The sequence below is a fragment of the Halomonas sp. HL-93 genome, from assembly GCF_900086985.1.
Lineage (GTDB): Bacteria > Pseudomonadota > Gammaproteobacteria > Pseudomonadales > Halomonadaceae > Vreelandella.
On record NZ_LT593974.1, the window covers coordinates 3,657,202 to 3,673,571 of the forward strand.

15 protein-coding genes and 1 other RNA gene are annotated in these 16,370 nt (G+C 54.3%); 6 read left to right on the forward strand and 10 right to left on the reverse strand.

Annotated elements, in window-relative coordinates:
• Nucleotides 1-22: 22 nt before the first annotated feature.
• The 3 genes from dnaJ to grpE form a co-directional block, all read right to left on the reverse strand.
• Entirely contained in the window at nucleotides 23-1,174 is a 1,152-nt protein-coding gene (dnaJ, locus tag GA0071314_RS16885) for a molecular chaperone DnaJ (protein ID WP_074397711.1), read from the reverse strand.
• A 125-nt stretch (nucleotides 1,175-1,299) separates the two neighbouring features.
• Nucleotides 1,300-3,234, reverse strand: a complete 1,935-nt coding sequence (gene dnaK, locus GA0071314_RS16890; protein WP_074397712.1) for a molecular chaperone DnaK — start codon at nucleotides 3,232-3,234, stop codon at nucleotides 1,300-1,302.
• 120 nt (nucleotides 3,235-3,354) lie between these two features.
• On the reverse strand, nucleotides 3,355-3,993 hold the full coding sequence (grpE, locus tag GA0071314_RS16895; protein ID WP_074397713.1) for a nucleotide exchange factor GrpE: 639 nt from the start codon (nucleotides 3,991-3,993) through the stop codon (nucleotides 3,355-3,357).
• Nucleotides 3,994-4,188: 195 nt separating this feature from the next.
• Between grpE and recN the strand changes: the two genes are divergently transcribed.
• Entirely contained in the window at nucleotides 4,189-5,862 is a 1,674-nt protein-coding gene (gene recN, locus GA0071314_RS16900; RefSeq protein WP_074397714.1) for a DNA repair protein RecN, read from the forward strand.
• A 124-nt stretch (nucleotides 5,863-5,986) separates the two neighbouring features.
• Here recN and fur read toward each other — a convergent pair whose 3' ends face one another.
• Nucleotides 5,987-6,439 (reverse strand): ferric iron uptake transcriptional regulator, encoded by a 453-nt coding sequence (gene fur, locus GA0071314_RS16905; protein WP_066316169.1) that lies wholly within the window; start codon nucleotides 6,437-6,439, stop codon nucleotides 5,987-5,989.
• 72 nt (nucleotides 6,440-6,511) lie between these two features.
• On the opposite strand from fur, the gene GA0071314_RS16910 reads away from it, so the two are divergent.
• The gene (locus GA0071314_RS16910; RefSeq protein ID WP_074397715.1) at nucleotides 6,512-6,964 is read left to right on the forward strand and encodes an outer membrane protein assembly factor BamE; all 453 of its coding nucleotides are present in this window, start codon (nucleotides 6,512-6,514) and stop codon (nucleotides 6,962-6,964) included.
• On the opposite strand, the gene GA0071314_RS16915 is transcribed toward GA0071314_RS16910, so the two are convergent.
• Together GA0071314_RS16915 and GA0071314_RS16920 are read right to left on the reverse strand one after the other, a co-directional pair.
• Complete coding sequence (locus GA0071314_RS16915; protein ID WP_074397716.1) at nucleotides 6,961-7,278, reverse strand: RnfH family protein; 318 nt, start codon at nucleotides 7,276-7,278, stop codon at nucleotides 6,961-6,963. The two genes, GA0071314_RS16910 and GA0071314_RS16915, sit on opposite strands and share 4 nt — an antisense overlap.
• Nucleotides 7,268-7,702 (reverse strand): type II toxin-antitoxin system RatA family toxin, encoded by a 435-nt coding sequence (locus GA0071314_RS16920; RefSeq protein ID WP_074397717.1) that lies wholly within the window; start codon nucleotides 7,700-7,702, stop codon nucleotides 7,268-7,270. Before GA0071314_RS16920 ends, GA0071314_RS16915 begins: the two co-directional genes overlap by 11 nt.
• A gap of 125 nt (nucleotides 7,703-7,827) precedes the next feature.
• Here GA0071314_RS16920 and smpB point away from each other — a divergent pair, with 125 nt between their 5' ends.
• Both smpB and ssrA read left to right on the forward strand, forming a co-directional pair.
• Nucleotides 7,828-8,319 (forward strand): SsrA-binding protein SmpB, encoded by a 492-nt coding sequence (gene smpB / locus GA0071314_RS16925; protein WP_074397718.1) that lies wholly within the window; start codon nucleotides 7,828-7,830, stop codon nucleotides 8,317-8,319.
• A gap of 44 nt (nucleotides 8,320-8,363) precedes the next feature.
• Nucleotides 8,364-8,743: a transfer-messenger RNA gene (gene ssrA / locus GA0071314_RS16930) on the forward strand.
• A gap of 72 nt (nucleotides 8,744-8,815) precedes the next feature.
• Here ssrA and GA0071314_RS16935 read toward each other — a convergent pair.
• Both GA0071314_RS16935 and GA0071314_RS16940 read right to left on the reverse strand, forming a co-directional pair.
• On the reverse strand, nucleotides 8,816-9,259 hold the full coding sequence (locus tag GA0071314_RS16935; protein WP_074397719.1) for a lysozyme inhibitor LprI family protein: 444 nt from the start codon (nucleotides 9,257-9,259) through the stop codon (nucleotides 8,816-8,818).
• Between the two features lie 118 nt (nucleotides 9,260-9,377).
• Nucleotides 9,378-10,076 (reverse strand): metal-binding protein ZinT, encoded by a 699-nt coding sequence (locus GA0071314_RS16940; RefSeq protein ID WP_074397720.1) that lies wholly within the window; start codon nucleotides 10,074-10,076, stop codon nucleotides 9,378-9,380.
• Nucleotides 10,077-10,365: 289 nt separating this feature from the next.
• Here GA0071314_RS16940 and GA0071314_RS16945 point away from each other — a divergent pair, with 289 nt between their 5' ends.
• Nucleotides 10,366-11,331, forward strand: a complete 966-nt coding sequence (locus tag GA0071314_RS16945) for a calcium/sodium antiporter (protein WP_074397721.1) — start codon at nucleotides 10,366-10,368, stop codon at nucleotides 11,329-11,331.
• A gap of 180 nt (nucleotides 11,332-11,511) precedes the next feature.
• Complete coding sequence (gene nhaD, locus GA0071314_RS16950; protein WP_074397722.1) at nucleotides 11,512-12,987, forward strand: sodium:proton antiporter NhaD; 1,476 nt, start codon at nucleotides 11,512-11,514, stop codon at nucleotides 12,985-12,987.
• 71 nt (nucleotides 12,988-13,058) lie between these two features.
• On the opposite strand, the gene GA0071314_RS16955 is transcribed toward nhaD, so the two are convergent.
• Nucleotides 13,059-15,629, reverse strand: a complete 2,571-nt coding sequence (locus GA0071314_RS16955; RefSeq protein ID WP_082934285.1) for an EAL domain-containing protein — start codon at nucleotides 15,627-15,629, stop codon at nucleotides 13,059-13,061.
• Nucleotides 15,630-15,652: 23 nt separating this feature from the next.
• The gene (locus tag GA0071314_RS16960; protein WP_074397723.1) at nucleotides 15,653-16,324 is read right to left on the reverse strand and encodes a glutathione S-transferase; all 672 of its coding nucleotides are present in this window, start codon (nucleotides 16,322-16,324) and stop codon (nucleotides 15,653-15,655) included.
• Nucleotides 16,325-16,370: the final 46 nt, after the last annotated feature.

Below are 16,370 nucleotides of genomic sequence, written 5' to 3' on the forward strand. Positions count from 1 at the left end.
GCTGATTAGCATCATCTCAAAATTACGGCTTCATCTCTTCAAAAAACTTCTTCACGCTATCGAAAAAGCCGGTTTTCTTCGGCGAATGGCTATGGCTGTTGGTGCCGTCCAAGCTCTTTTGTAGCTGACGCAGCAGGTCTTGCTGCTCGTCATTGAGATTGACCGGGGTTTCCACCACCACTTTGCATAGCAGATCGCCAGGAGCACCGCCACGCACGGGCTTCACGCCTTTACCGCGCAGACGGAATAGCTTGCCGGTTTGGGTTTCCGGCGGAATTTTCAGCTTCACGCGCCCGTCGAGCGTCGGCACTTCCAGCTCCCCGCCAAGGGCGGCATCAACAAAGTTGATCGGCACATCACACTGCAGGTGCTTACCGTCACGCTGGAAGATATGGTGCGGCTTGATGGCTACCTGGACATACAAATCGCCCGGAGGGCCGCCGTTGACGCCGCTTTCGCCTTCCGCATTCAAACGGATGCGGTCGCCGGTGTCCACGCCTGGGGGAATCTTCACCGACAGCGTCCGGGTCTCGCGCACGCGACCTTCGCCGTTACATTTATGGCACGGCACTTTGATGTGTTGGCCAGAGCCATGACAGGTCGGGCAGGTTTGCTGAACGGCGAAGAAACCTTGCTGCATACGCACTTGGCCGTGGCCATGGCACGTTGGACAGGTATCTTTGCTTGAACCTGGTTCAGCACCGCCGCCATCGCAGCGATCGCATTCAATATGCCGCGGTACGCGGATATCGACCGTGGTACCGGCCACTGCGTTTTCCAGGTCCAGCTCAAGGTTATAGCGCAGATCAGAGCCCCGTGCAGGCGCATTGGGGCCGCGCCGACGTCCACCGCCGCCACCGAAAATATCGCCAAACACATCGCCAAAGATGTCGCTGAAATCGCCAGCGCCACCGCCGCCAAAACCTCCGCCACCAAAGCCGCCTTGGCCGTCAACCCCGGCATGGCCAAACTGATCGTAAGCGGCACGTTTTTCGCTGTCGGTTAAGACTTCGTAGGCTTCCGATACCTCACGGAATTTCTCCGCAGCGGTGTCATCATCCGGGTTACGGTCGGGGTGATACTTTTGCGCCAGGCGACGGTAGGCCTTCTTGATCTCTTTCTGATCAGCCCCTTTTTCGACACCCAGGACTTCATAATAATCGCGTTGGGACATGGGTCCTACGCCTCCTGGTTAGCTACGCATTCAACTGCACATTTAACTTCGAGCGTCTCGGCCGCGGAAACAGCAACGCGGGAGGTTGCCTCCCGCGTCACCGCTTTCCTTGGCAGAAAGAGGGGTTACTGTTTCTTTTGCTCGTCGTTGACTTCTTCGTACTCAGCGTCAACCACGTCTTCTTCAGGCTTCGATTTGCCTTGGTCGACGCCCTCTTCACCCGGCTGCTCAGCGCCTTCTGCCTGCTCGGCGTACATCTTTTGTGCCAGCTTGCCTGACGCCTCGGTGAGCGCGTCGAGTTTTTGCTGAATCAGCTCTTGGTCGTCGCCTTTAGTGGCTTCTTCCAACTCGGTGATAGCGGTTTCGATGGCTTGTTTCTCGTCATCGGTCGCTTTGTCACCGGCTTCTTCCAGCGTTTTACGCGTAGCGTGAATCATGCCGTCTGCTTGGTTACGCAATTGCACCAGCGCTTCAAACTTTTTATCTTCGTCCGCGTGGGCTTCGGCATCGCGTACCATTTGATCGATTTCTTCATCGGTCAAACCGCTAGACGCCTTGATAACAATCGACTGCTCTTTGCCGGTTGCCTTATCTTTGGCTGATACGTTCAGAATACCGTTGGCATCCAGATCGAAAGCCACTTCGATTTGCGGCACACCGCGCGGCGCGGGCGGAATATCGGCAAGATCGAAGCGACCCAGCGACTTGTTCTGCGATACTTGCTTACGCTCGCCTTGCACGGCATGGATGGTCACCGCCGTCTGGTTGTCATCCGCCGTGGAGAAGGTTTGCGTCTTCTTGGTCGGAATAGTGGTGTTTTTCTCGATCAGCGGTGTCATTACACCCCCCAGGGTTTCGATACCCAAGGTTAACGGGGTAACGTCGAGCAGCAGTACATCTTTAACGTCGCCGCCCAGAACGCCGCCCTGAATCGCAGCACCCACGGCCACCGCTTCGTCAGGGTTAACGTCTTTACGTGCTTCTTTACCGAAGAACTCAGCGGCTTTCTGCTGGACCAGCGGCATGCGCGTCTGGCCACCGACCAGGATCACGTCGTCAATTTCTGATGCCGACAGGCCAGCATCTTTCAGGGCAACCTTGCACGGCTCCATTGAGCGCTGTACCAGGTCATCTACCAGCGATTCCAGCTTGGCACGGGTCACCTTCACGTTAAGGTGCTTCGGCCCTGTGTTGTCCGCCGTGATGTACGGCAGGTTGACGTCGGTTTGCTGGGCGCTGGAAAGCTCGATTTTGGCTTTCTCGGCAGCTTCTTTCAGGCGCTGCATGGCCAGATTGTCACCGGATAGGTCAATACCGCTGTCCGACTTGAACTGGTCAACCAGATAGTTAATCAACGCCAGGTCAAAGTCTTCGCCGCCCAGGAAAGTGTCGCCATTGGTTGCCAGCACTTCAAACTGGGTTTCGCCGTCAACATCGGCGACTTCGATGATCGAAATATCGAAGGTACCGCCGCCCAGGTCGTAGACCGCGATGGTTTTATCGCCGCGAGACTTGTCCATACCGTAGGCGAGCGCTGCTGCGGTCGGCTCGTTGATGATGCGCTTAACATCCAAACCAGCGATGCGACCCGCATCCTTGGTAGCCTGACGCTGGCTGTCGTTGAAGTAAGCCGGTACCGTAATGACCGCCTCGGTAACAGTTTCGCCGAGGTAATCTTCCGCCGTCTTCTTCATTTTCTTAAGCACTTCCGCGCTGACCTGCGGCGGCGCCATTTTTTTACCTTTCACTTCTACCCAAGCGTCACCGTTATCCGCTTCGGTAATTTTGTAAGGCACCATTTTAATGTCTTTTTGTACGACATCGTCTTTAAAACGACGGCCGATTAGACGCTTGATGGCATATAGCGTGTTTTCTGGGTTGGTGACCGCTTGGCGCTTGGCTGCCTGGCCAACGAGCGTTTCACCGTCGTCGGTGTAAGCGATGATAGACGGTGTGGTACGGCCGCCTTCCGCATTTTCAATGACTTTTGCACTGTCACCATCGAGCACCGATACACAAGAGTTGGTGGTGCCCAAATCAATACCAATAATGCGTCCCATAATAAGAACCTCGAATCTGGTTGTTTCAATACGTCAAACTGATTGCGGGTATCCCGCGGGGTTGCCCTTTATTTGGGGGCCACCTGAGACTTTTCAAGGCTTTTTTATGCCTTATCTGCCTTATGACTCACTCGCTTTCTGACTAACGACTACCATCGCTGGGCGTACAAGACGTCCATTCAATGAGTAGCCTTTTTGCATTACCTCCATGACGGTGTTGGGCTCGAGCTCAGGATTCGGCACCATCGCCATGGCTTCATGAACTTGCGGGTCGAAGGGTTCGCCTTGGGGCTCAATGCTTTCGACACCAAACTTGTTCAGCACATCAAGCTGCATCTTCAGTGTCATTGAGACGCCTTCTCGATGAACGTCTGAGGCGTCTTCCTGCATGGATTCGAGCGCTTTTTCCAGGCTGTCGACGACCGGCAACAGGTCTTTAACAAACTTTTCCAAGGCAAATTTGCGCGCCTTTTCGGCTTCAAGCTCCGCTCGACGACGCACGTTTTGCGCTTCAGCGGCCGCTCTTAGCGATTGGTCGTTGGCTTCTGCCAGACGTTGCTCCAGGTCTTGTACCTGAGCGGCCAGGGCATCTGCTTCGGAGCCGTCATCGACGCTATCAACAATCGCTTCTTCGTCATTAATCAAGCCTTCCAGCTCGCCTTCAACCAAGCGATCTTCCGCCTCTTGCTCCGGGGTTTCTGCTTCTTGCTCGTGGCGAGCCAGCTCGTCATCTAGTGGCGTTTGCGGTTCTTTTGCCATGCCTTGCTCCTGCAACGTTCGGGGGCTAGTCAAAAGCCCGATAGTAAGTAGCGATATAAATTGGCTATGCACGGTATATGGGGACCATAAAAGCCATCTCAAGTGGGCATTGAAGCGCGGTTTCGACTACTGTATAAAACAACAATACTCAGGCGCGCATGCCGCGCCCGTTCCGCTGTGCCTCAGGAGGGCCTTATGCTGACTCAGCTTGCTATTCGAGATTACGCGATCGTTGAGCATCTAGAGCTCGACCTGACGCATGGCATGACCGCCATTACCGGCGAAACCGGGGCGGGTAAATCAATTTTATTGGGAGCATTGGGCCTTTGCTTGGGTGAGCGCGCCGATGCCGGCAGTGTGCGCCACGGCAGTGAGCGCACAGACCTATCGGCGCGATTCGATATTCAGCACTTGCCCGCTGCCATCGAGTGGCTGAGTAGCCGGGAACTCCCCTGCGACGAGTGCTTGTTGCGGCGCGTGGTAACCGCAAGTGGACGCTCCAAGGCCTGGATCAATGGACAGCCGGCCACGATCAGCGACCTAAAATCGCTGGGTGAACGGCTGGTACAGATTCACGGCCAGCATGCCCACCAAGCGTTAATGCGTGAAGAAACTCACCTCGCGCTGCTCGATGATTATGCGGGACTTCGCGAGGCGGCACAGCAGCTTGCCGCGACGTATCACGACTGGCGCAGCACCAACCGGCGCCTTAAACAGCGCAAGGAAGCCGGCAGCGAAGTGGAAGCCAAACGACAACTGCTGCGTTATCAGGTAGAAGAACTCGACCAGCTGGGGCTTGCGGAAGGCGAATTGGAAACACTGGAAAACGAGCAGCACACGCTGGCCCACGCCGACGAAACCTTACGTGAAACACAATTTGCCGCCGACTGCTGCGCCAGCGATGAAGGCGGCGCCCTGTCGCTGCTTAACCAAGCTTATACGCATTTAAGCGCCTTACCAGGGAGCGACAAAGGTACGCTGGCCAATACCCTCGCCATGCTCAGCGATGCGCGCATTCAGATTGAAGAAGCGGCCAGCGAACTCAACCATTTCGCCAGCACCACCGAGCTCGACCCGGAACGCTTGGCTTGGGTGGAGCAGCGCTTGGCTGATGTTCACCGTATCGCCCGCAAACACCATGTCGCACCGGATGAGGTCTGTGCACTGCACGCTGAGCTGACTCGCGAAGTTGCTGAGTTGGACAACAGCGATAACGATATTGAAACCCTGAGCGCCCAGCTCGCCAACTACCGTGAGCGCTATCGCGGCGAGGCCAAACGGCTAAGCGAAGCACGCCAAAAAGCGGCTGTGCAATTGGGTAAAGAAGTTCAGCAGCAGCTTACCTTTCTGGCCATGGGCAAGGCGCGCTTCGAAGTTGCCGTCACCCCACGCGACACACCGGCAGCGGAAGGCCTCGACCATGTCCACTTTTTAATCAGCGCTAACCCCGGCCAACCCGCCAGACCGCTCACCAAGGTGGCGTCAGGCGGTGAGCTTTCGCGCATTAGCTTGGCCATACAGGTCGTCGCCGCGTCTCACTCGACCATTCCAAGCCTGGTGTTTGATGAAGTCGACGTGGGAGTGTCCGGCGCCACCGCGGAAATCGTTGGCCAACTGCTGCGCAAGCTCGGCGAAAACGGTCAGGTAATGACCGTCACTCACCTGCCCCAGGTGGCCGCACAGGCTCACCAACATCTACACATTGAAAAACGCGCTAAGCGCGATACGACCCTGACGCAGATGGCCCTTCTCGATGAACAGGGTCGTGTGAGCGAACTCGCCCGCATGCTGGGCGGCGTCACGCTCTCTGACCAAACCCTTGCCCACGCACGTGAAATGCTCAACGCAAGCCAACGCAAACCGCATTAACAACGCGCCTCGCGCGCCCTTGGCTATTATCGAACGCTCCACAGAAACGCCCCCGGGCCGCCTAGCATTTCAGCTAGGCAGCCCAGAGGCGATGGGCAGGACAGCAGAGGCTTTGGCGTGCGCCCTACTTTTTGTTAGTAGGTCCACTGTCTTGGCGCGTGACGTCCGATCCACGAGGGCGAACGTACAACACCAAGGCATGGTCCACTAATTCGTAGCCGTGCTCTTCAGCGATTTCTTGTTGACGACGCTCAATGATTTCGTCGACGAATTCGACGATTTCACCGCTTTCTAAACACACCATGTGGTCATGGTGGTCTTCTTGCGTCATCTCAAATACCGCATGACCGCCATCGAAATTGTGACGAATGACGAGGCCAGCCGACTCAAACTGGGTCAGTACACGGTAAACAGTTGCCAGTCCCACATCTTCGCCCGCATCTATCAGTGTTTTATACACTTCTTCTGCGCTAAGGTGGTGCTGACCCGAAGCAGTTTCGAGAATCTGCAGGATTTTGACACGCGGCAGGGTCACTTTCAGCCCGGCTTTACGTAATTCATGGTTCTTATCGGCCATGGTTGCTCTTCGCAGTAACAGGTTAGGTCGGGTATGATCGACCGAAACCACGATAGTGAAGAATAGGCTCAAATGCAAAAATTGACTCGAATCATCACGCTCTCCGTCTCCATTGCCGTTATCAGCGGCTGTAGTTACGTTGGCGTGTACAAACGCGACATCCCGCAAGGCAACCTGGTCACTGAGGAAATGGTCGACCAACTGCAACCGGGAATGACCCAGGAACAAGTCACCTATGTCATGGGACGCCCGCTGCTCGAAGCACCCTTCGATGCTCGTCAGTGGGATTATATATTCCGTCTCGATAAAGCTTATAGCGACGTTGAAAAACGGCGCGTTACGCTGACGTTTGACAACCAGGGGCGGCTTGTCGACATTGACCAGGAAGGTGACTTATCAGAAGACATTCCTCTCGAGGGTGAGGACGTTCGTGGACCTGCAACTGACACTGCCGATCCGTCCCAGACGAATAGTGAGCAGTCGCAGAACCCCGCACCTAGTTCCTCACCCAGCTCTCAGCCTTAATCGCCGCTCCCGCTCGCTTGGCGTTTTGCACGCGCCCGGCGAGCGGCTTTGGGATCGATAAGCAGTGGTCGATACACCTCAACCCGATCTCCCGGTGCTACATTATGTCGCGCCGGGTCGCGTAGCGCCTGCCCGAAAATACCCAGTGGCGCATCGTCGAAGGTCTCGCGAGGTAGTTCGGGGAATAGACGCGGCAAATCCGCTAAAGCAACTGCGTCACGAGCGGTCGTCCCCGGGGGTACGTTGAGTGCGACCAAACGTTGTTTGTGCGGGAGACCAAACGCTACCTCGATAGTGAAGGTGTCATCGACCATGGAGCTCGTCGGCACGGCGGGTGAAGGCGTCAACAAGCTGCCCGGCAATCTGCTGAAATAGCTTGCCGAATGCCATGCCCAGTAGCCGATTGGCAAATTCGAACTCCATGTCCAGGCTCACCTTACAGGCGCCATCGCCCATCGGAATAAACTGCCAGCGCCCTTTTAAACGTTTAAAAGGGCCGCTAACCAGAGACATCTCAATACGCTCTGGGGCAAAGAGATCGTTGCGAGTGGTAACCGACTGCTCAACACCCGCACGTCCTAGCGTCATTTCGCCAATTAAGTGATCGTCGTCTTGCTCAAGTAAACGTGCACGACGACAGCCCGGCAAAAACTCTGGATAGCGCTCGAAGTCGTTGACCAGATCGAACATTTGTTTGGGGGTGTGCCGCACCAAGGCGGAACGATTGACGGTTGGCATTGACCTCTCCGCTGACTTCACAGTGCCCAAGGCGTATCATGGGAATCATAGTTAAGACCTTGAATGGTATCATGCCTCCCCGCATAACGAAGGGGATGTCACCGACAGATCGAATATGAGGTTTCATGGCCACGAAAAAAGGTAAGAGCAAAGGCCCTACCAGCAACGTTATTGCCCAAAATAAGAAGGCACGCTTTGAGTATCATATCAATGAAACCTTCGAAGCAGGCCTTTCGCTGGCAGGATGGGAAGTCAAAAGCCTTCGCGCGGGCAAGGCACAGCTCACTGACACCTATATTTTAATTCGCAATGGCGAAGCGTGGTTGCTGGGTAGCCATATCATGCCGCTGAATACCGCCAGCACCCATGAAATCGCTGACCCCACGCGCACGCGAAAATTGCTGCTGCATCGCAAAGAAATTGCCAAGCTGTTTTCGGTGACCCAGGACAAGGGCCACACCTGCGTACCACTAAAACTTTACTGGAAGCGTAATAAGGTTAAGTGCGAGCTTGCCTTGGTGACCGGTAAAAAAGTTCACGACAAACGCGCTACTGAAAAAGATCGCGACTGGAATCGCCAGAAAGGCAGAATCATGCGGGAACATAACAAGGCATAGCTGGTCAATCACTTGTGAGCACGTTAGAATGCCCACGTAACTAAGGGGGCGACATGGTTTCGACGCCGGTGACAACCCCTGCGGTGCATGCCGAGAGCGTGATGTATCTCGTAAATACCACATCACGAAAAATAGTCGCAAACGACGAAAACTATGCTCAAGGCGCGCTAGCAGCTTAAACCCTGTTAGCTTCTTGTCTGGCCCCAAGGCGATGTGCCTATTCATCGCTGAGGGGATACGAGCTAAAAATGATAGGACCGCGGTTGGTAGTGTCTTCTTGCCAGCCGTTAAACTTTAGAAGACTCGCGAGGCTGAATCCTGATCGTCGGAGTCAGTCGAGCTAAATCAAAAGACGAAATCTAAGCATGTAGAGCCAATGGGCGAGTGCTGGCGGACGCGGGTTCAATTCCCGCCGCCTCCACCAGACACCCCTTCAAATCAAGCACCTACGGGTGCTTTTTTTGTTTGTAGTGCTTAATCCGAGTTATCGCGTGTTTTAGCGCGGACAGCTCAGATCCCCCTCTTCACAATGTGCATGCTCGCGCAGTCGCTCGGTGCGCTGCTTTGTCAGCGTTGCAAGGCATCCGTTACGTACCATGGGTTGTGCGCTGCCGCCTTCTACGCCGCCGCTCTCAAGCGCGCATTCAGCGTCTCGAAAGCTGATCCAGGCCCGTTGGGCATCGCGCAGCTTTTCAAGCGTCGCTGGATTTTTCTCCAGCTTGCTAACAAGGGCTTGATACGCTTCGTTAAGCTCATCATCGGCCGATTGATATGCCTGCGCGGAACATTCCGTTAGTGCTAGTTGTGTACTCGCGTTATCGCACCCCGCGTCTGCGGTTACCACGCTGCTTGAGACCAAAAGCCCGATGCTCAGCAAGCGTTTGCAAAAGCGCGTAGCAAGTGGGGCCAATGTGATCAGTAAAGGCAAATAGGGGGTCATGGATCGACTCTTCAACGCATTGGGTCTTACTCATATAAGCAAAGCGCTGGCATCTCTGCCAGCGCTTTGTCGTCGTTACTCGAGCACACTCATCAGCGTTTTCCGCTCAGGAGGCTGTTTAGTGGGCGATCATCTCATCGACGATTTCATCACCATCCAGCGCCGAGGGATAATACGTCGGCCAGTTAGTAACTTCTTCCAGTAGGGCTTCGCGGTCATCGCCCCAATAGAGGTGAAAATGTGACGCATCAGTGGGATAGATACTATGGTCACTAAACTGGATGTATTGAGGAAGCTCATCAGCGGCTTCTTCAAGCTCAAAGATATAGCGTACCCCACGGTTACCAGCTTCGTAGGTTAATATCTCATAGCCATCGAATTGATACTCCCCCGTACGCTGCTCGCCGTCTTCATAGAAGGTGACGTTTTGCCCTTCGATAACGATACGCTCCACATCCGTTTGATAACCCGTATCGTAATATGCTTTGTATTCCTCGGCGGTTTTGTCGCCCTCAGAGGCTTTATGCTCAAAAACCTCGTCAAGCGTACCGTCTTCCAGGTAGGGGTATACCGACTGCCAATCACCTTCCCAGTCTGAGAGTGGACGATCCTTCACTTGTTCATCGTCAAAGTAGCCTGCGTAGATATCGCTATCATGGTCATGGCTATGGTCGTGGTCGTGGTCGTGGTCGTGGTCGTGGTCGTGGTCGTGGTCGTGGTCGTGGTCGTGAGCATGATCATCAGCATGCACACTTTGTATACCTGAAATCAGTAAAGCGCTTAACGCAAGCGCAGTGACTTTTTGACGATACGTCATTTTGATGTATTTCCTTTGGCAAATCACAAGATTAAGACTTTCAAAAAATAAGTTAAGTTATAACATCACTATTGTCAACTCTCCGCTATGCGATGGCGATAACTGCCTCACGACGCTTCCATTACCGTCTTCGACTTGGTAGCGCTTAGCGTACCGCAGAGCTTTTTCTGCTCAACACGATTATCGAATCGCCAGCACGCGAAACCATTAGGCAGAAGCCGCTACTCTCCGCTATGTTATCGCCTAAGCCAGCTCGTTTACGGGCCAACATTGAAAAGGAAAATTCAGCATGCTGTACGCCTTGAGCCTTTTAGCAGGCATTGGCTTTTTAACACTGGGCGGCGAAGCGTTAATACGCGGTGCTGTCGCGGGCGCGCGGCGGGCGGGTGTCTCCCCCCTATTGACGGGATTAGTCGTGGTGGGCTTTGGCACGTCGGCCCCAGAACTGGTGGTCTCGATAGACGCAGCGATCAACCAGCAGCCGGATATTGCAGTGGGTAATATCGTGGGCAGCAATATCGGCAATATCCTATTGATTCTGGGCTTGTGCGCAATTATCTGCCCAATGACCGTTCAACCCCAGGCGCTGCGCCGTGATGGCGTCGTCATGGTGGCAGCCAGCTTACTATTTATCGGCTTGGCGTGGGGGGGAGCCCTGGGACGACTGGATGCTGGCCTTTTTATAGCCGGCTTGGTCGGTTATCTCGTTTGGGCATACCTTAGTGAACGCCAACAGACCATACCCGCTGCTGAGATGCATACCTCGGAAGCCGATGAAATGACGAAGCTTCCTAAAACCGGCCTAACCATTATCGTCGCCCTCGTCCTCGGTCTTGGTTTACTGATTGGGGGCTCCCAGTTGTTACTTTATGGTGCCATTGGTTTAGCCCAAGCCATGGGCATTTCAGAAGCAGTGATTGGCCTAACTATCGTGGCTGTGGGCACATCGCTACCGGAAATGGCCGTTTCCATTATTGCCGCCCTGCGTCGACACGCCGATGTCGCCGTGGGAAATATTCTGGGCAGTAATATCTTCAATATTCTCGGCATCTTGGGTGTGTCGGCGTTTCTACAACCGCTGCCCATTGCTGCCCGGGTTGGCGCTTTTGACCAGTGGGTCATGCTCGGAGCAGCCGGCATCCTAATGCTTTTCCTGTATACCGGTATGCGGTTATCACGTGTTGAGGGCGCTTTTTTATTAGCAGGCTATATCGTTTACTTAGCCCTAAGTTTTAGCGTCATTAATGCAACCTAGTCCTGAAAATTTTCCAAGTTACTATTACCTAAACGATTAATTTGCTAAAAAATGAGCTGTAACGGTTAAGAACCGCTACATTCATTCGTTTTTATTACGTATTGCATCGCAATACGGACTGATAGACTGACGCGGCTTTTAAATCCTTCCTATAAACCTAACGAAAGGAAATGCATCGTCATGCCTTTTTTTCGACCTCCTTGCCAGCCTCGATTCGATCGTCGCTGGCTTTTTTTGTTGGCAGCGTTATTGCTGCTGTTTAGCCCCGGGGTATTCGCCGTAACGGGTGAACTCGATTTAACCCAATCGGCAGTGGGTTTTTTCGCACTTGCTATTTTTACCATGGCCTATGCGTTGGTCATGGCCGAAGAAAAAATCCACATGCGCAAGTCCAAACCGGTGCTGGTCGCGGCTGGTATCATCTGGAGCCTCATCGGCTGGGTGTATGTCCAAAACGGCATGTCGGAGGCCTCTGAACAAGCCTTCCGCATGACGCTTCTGGAGTTCACCGAGCTGATGCTGTTCCTGCTGGTGGCCATGACGTATATCAACGCCCTGGAAGAGCGCCGGGTATTTGATGCACTGCGTTCGTGGATGCTGCGCATGGGGTTTAATTACCGCGCGCTTTTCTGGTTAACCGGCGGTTTGGCGTTCATGCTGTCACCGATTGCCGATAACCTGACCACGGCACTACTGATGTGTGCGGTCGTCACCAAAGTCGCCGAAGGCGATAAGCGCTTCATCAATATGGCGTGTATTAACATCGTGGTGGCGGCCAATGCGGGGGGCGCCTTTAGCCCCTTCGGCGACATTACCACGCTGATGGTTTGGCAGGCGGGCATTGTGCCATTCCAAGACTTCTCTATTCTGTTTTTACCGTCGCTGGTCAATTTCTTAATCCCTGCGATCGTCATGAGCTTTTTCATCCCCAACAAAAAACCCGAAAGCCTGCAAGAAGATGTATGGATGAAACGCGGCGCAAGGCGCATCGTGGCGCTTTTTCTGCTGACGATTACCACCGCGGTGCTGTGCCATACGTTACTGCACCTACCCCCGGTACTTGGCATGATGACCGGCCTGGGCTATCTGCAGTTTTTTGGTTACTACCTTCGCCGCAGCCTGCCGCGTTCATTGGAGCGCAAGCGTGAACGCTACAGCCGCCGCGGCGACAACAAGAAGCTTGAACAGTTGGGTAGCGTGGTACCCTTCGATGTTTTTAACCGCGTGGCGCGCGCCGAGTGGGATACCTTGCTGTTCTTCTACGGCGTTGTGATGTGTGTAGGCGGGTTGGGCTTTATGGGCTATCTCGGCTTGCTCTCGGAAGCCCTGTATCTCGGCTGGAACCCAACAGCGGCCAATATTGTGCTCGGCGTGGTCTCCGCCGTCATCGATAATATTCCCGTCATGTTTGCCGTGCTCACCATGGAACCTGATATGTCGCAAGGTCACTGGCTGCTGATCACGCTAACCGCTGGGGTAGGCGGCAGTTTGTTGTCGATTGGCTCCGCCGCGGGCGTGGCGGTCATGGGGCAAGCGCGTGGCGCTTATACCTTTATTGGACACTTGAAGTGGTCGCCGGTGATTTTACTAGGCTACGTCGCCAGTATCTTGGTGCACATGTGGCTTAACGCCGAGAGCTTTGCCTTATTTGGCTAACGCCAACACGATGTATTAACAACACGTATTGATAGATAAGATGCCCTGCCATTCACGATGGCAGGGCTTTTTTATTCGAATAAATGATCAATGGGCTTAGGGCGGCCAAGAAAATAGCCTTGATAGCGATAGCAGCCGTGACCTTTTAACCAATCTAACTGAGCCTGGGTTTCCACGCCCTCGGCCACCACCTCCAGCCCTAAACTAACGGCCAGCAGAATAATCGTATCGACAATCGCGGCATCGGCTTTATCGGTTAATAACTCACGGACAAACGACTGGTCGATCTTGAGTTCATCAAGGGGTAACCGCTTTAGGTAGTTTAATGAGGAATACCCGGTGCCGAAATCATCCAACGCAAAGCGAATCCCCCGCTCACGCAACCTGAGCATGGTATGGCGCACGCGGGTCGGCTCGCGCATCAGCAGGCTTTCGGTGACTTCTAGCACCAGCTGGCTAGCCGGCGCCTGAGTTTGCTTGAGCAGAGTTTCCACACGGCGAATGAAGTCGGGCTGCTGAAACTGCACTGAACTGACGTTAACCGAGATAGTCAGCGGCGCGTAGGCGGTTTGCCGCGCCCACATGGCCAATTGCTGGCAGGCTTGTGTCAATACCCAGTTGCCAATCGGAATAATCAGCCCGCTCTCTTCTGCCAGCGGAATAAACTCAGCAGGCGAGACCCAACCGCGCTCCGGGTGGTACCAACGCAGCAGCCCCTCCACCCCAATGGTCACGCCTTTTTGATTCACTTGAATTTGATAATGCAGCTCTAGCTCACGTCGGGCCAAGGCATGGTGGAGGTCGGCTTCCAGGTTTGCACGCTCCAGTACGCTGGTTTGCATGCTAGGGTTGAAAAAACGCAGCTCATGCCCGCCAGCGGCCTTGGCCTGCTGAAGTGCCATATCTGCCTGCTGCAGCACCTGATCCAGTGGGCTCGAATCGCCATTAAATAGCGCCAGCCCCACGCTGGCACTAATCGGTAATGAACGGCTATTGCGTAACTGATGAATTGTCGTCATCAACTGTCGGGCGATGCGCTCAGCCTTGGCAGCGGCCTTTTCCTGATGCTCACCCAAGTGGTTGATAAGCACGACAAATTCATCACTGCTAAAACGTGCCAGGATAGCGTCATTATCCAGCGCTTGGCGAAGCTGTTCGGCCACGCTGATCAATAGCTGGTCGCCACTCGCATGACCTTGTAAATCGTTAACCAACCTAAAGTGGTCAAGATCCACCACTAATAGCGCACCGTATTGATTGCCCTGCGTATCTTCCTTGATGGTAGTCGCCAGGGATTCCATAAGTAGGCGACGGTTCGGCAGACCGGTCAACGCATCGTAGAATGCGAGATAGTGCGTTCGGGACTGCATTTCCAAATACTCGGTCAGCTCAGTCGAGATCCCGCAAAGCGAAGGAGGCTCGCCTGGTGTAAAGGCAAGCGGCATTTTGATCGATAAGAAGGTTCTCACCCGATCGTCGTGCTTTAAAACATTACTCTCCTCAATGGTGACTTTTTCACCCGAGGCCAGCACGCGCCGATCTACCCGAGCGATTTCAGCGGCCGTAGCGGCGTCAAAAAAAGTCTCGTCACGCTCGCCTATCACGGCTTGTGCGGGGTGGCCAAATAGCTCACAAATGCGCTGATTGACGTACTGATACGTCAGATCGGGCGACTTGATATAGATATAAGCATCCACGCTATCCAAAATGGTCGACAGCATGGCCTCGTTGGTTGCCAAGCGCACCCGTTGCTTTGCAATACGTCGCCTCATCAGCAAGCTCACGCCTACCACCAGCGCCAGCGATCCCAAAAGCCCCGCTATCCCCCAGCGCAGCCAGCTAGGCGTAGCAGGTGGGGTGGGGCCCGCTGCCTGCCAAGCGCGTAGCGAGTCAAAGTAAATCGAATCACTTTTCGCTTTCCAGCGCATTAAGTACTCATCGATGCGGGTAAGTACTTCTTGAGGCAGCGACGGCGAGGCGGCGTAATAAAGCTCGACGGGCTGAAAAACCACGGGAGTACTCTTCAGGCCTGCCTTTTGCGCACGCCACTCGCCAAACTGGTGACTGGCCGCTGCCGCGTCGGCCTCTCCTCCTACAACCCGCGCAAAGCCTTCTTCAAAGCTATCGACGCGGACCCAATCAACCGGTATATCAAAGCGCTGGGTAATATCGACGAGATAGCGTTGCTGGATGGAGTCCTCAACCACTGCTACGCGTTTTTGCGCCAAGTCGACCATGGCGTCAATCGTGACGCCTTTACGCTGGTAAAGCTGGGACCAGCTATGCAATACCGGTTCGCTGTGAAACGTAAACCGCTCGGCACGCGCCTTGTTCCATGCCACATCAGGCAACAGGTCAATATCGCCGTGTTCAAGCAGATCCAGGCAGCGTTGCCACTCACACACAACCGGCTCGATTTGCCAGACCTCGCGCTCGGCAATGGCCCATAGTAAATCGCCAAAAATGCCGTCTAACCGCTGTTGGTCGGTGAGGAACAGTTTAGGGGGATTGTCATAAACGCCTACGCGCAGGGGTTCATCTGCCATTAGCGCAGGCGTTATCAACAAGCTACCGAGCACCAGGACACCACGGCAAACACGCCGCTGCCTAGCCTGGCGCAGGTTATGCTCGAGGTTGGTCATTACCAACGCCGCCATGATATCGGTTACGCACCGGGCATGGTCAGTTGGCCTGCGCGCTCCACGACGCGCTGCCAAGCAGGATCAGACTCAACTCGCTCAACGAAACGGGCAATCGAGGGGTAAGCCATCAATGAATGCGTCGCCGCTACCGCCTGGAGAGGGAAACTCATCTGTACATCTGCGCCGCTGGGCCAGGGGCCTGAAAAGTGTTCGTGGGACGCCAGGTAATCATCGATAAAACGCAGGTGCTGATTAATTTGCGGGTGCAAGAAGGTGCTGTTAACAGTTTGAGTAATGCCTTTGGCAATCGGTTTGACGAACCAAGGCGAGCGTTTAGGCAGTTGACCAAACACCAGTTGCATGACCAGCAGCGGCATCAAAGACCCCTCGGCGTAATGCAGCCAGTACCGATAATCTATCCAGTCATTGGTGTTATCGCTATCTGGCTGGCAGCGACCATGGCCATAACGCTGCAGTAAATACTCAATAATCGCGCCGGACTCAGCAATCGTCAGTTCCCCATCGGTGATCACCGGCGACTTACCTAACGGGTGTATCTTTTTGAGTGCCGCAGGGGCTTGCTGAGTGGAACCGTCACGTTGATAAACGATAATCTCGTATTCAAGCTCCAGGGTTTCGAGAAGCCATAAGATACGGTGCGAACGAGATTTTTCGAGATGATGGACGTGAATCATAGGCACTCCATGGGCAGTTGGGCACGCCAACATTGCGCTGACGCCA